General features: G+C 61.6%; 1 pseudogene. It reads right to left on the bottom strand.

Annotated elements, in window-relative coordinates:
- Positions 1-395 precede the first annotated feature (395 nt).
- Positions 396-555 (bottom strand): annotated as a pseudogene (locus tag GSQ95_RS25445) (threonine ammonia-lyase, biosynthetic); the annotation flags it as partial.

Below are 555 nucleotides of genomic sequence, written 5' to 3'. Positions count from 1 at the left end.
AGCTTAATTTTGGCGTTTGGCCACCCTCACCCCAGCCCTCTCCCAGAGGGAGAGGAGGTGGTCGGATTCCGTAGCGTGGAAAACCGCGCAGCGTTTTCCACTAGCTCGCACGGGTACCAACGGTGGATAAGGCTGCGCCGTTATCCACCCTACCCGTACGCTCCCGTAGGTTGGCGCTGAGCGTAGCGAAGCCCAACAGCTTAATTTGGCGTTTGGCCACCCTCACCCCAGCCCTCTCCCAGAGGGAGAGGGGGCGATTGGATTCCGTAGCGTGGAAAACCGCGCAGCGTTTTCCACTAGCTCACACGGGTACCAACGGTGGATAAGGCTGCGCCGTTATCCACCCTACTCGTATGCGCCGTAGGTTGGCGCTGAGCGCAGCGAAACCCGCCCCCTCACCTGATAAACAACCGATAAGCCAGATTCTCGGTCTCGTCCCAGTAGCGATAGCCAATGGCATCCAGCGTCGCCAAGAGCTCTTCCCGCTCCGCCTGGCTGGCTTCCAGCCCGGCGAACACCCGGCCGTCCGCCGCGCCGTGGTTGCGGTAATGGAAC

Origin of the sequence: Pseudomonas sp. BAV 4579, assembly GCF_009765395.1 — a bacterium.
GTDB lineage: Bacteria > Pseudomonadota > Gammaproteobacteria > Pseudomonadales > Pseudomonadaceae > Chryseomonas > Chryseomonas aestiva.
This window is presented reverse-complemented; position numbering and strand designations above follow the sequence as displayed.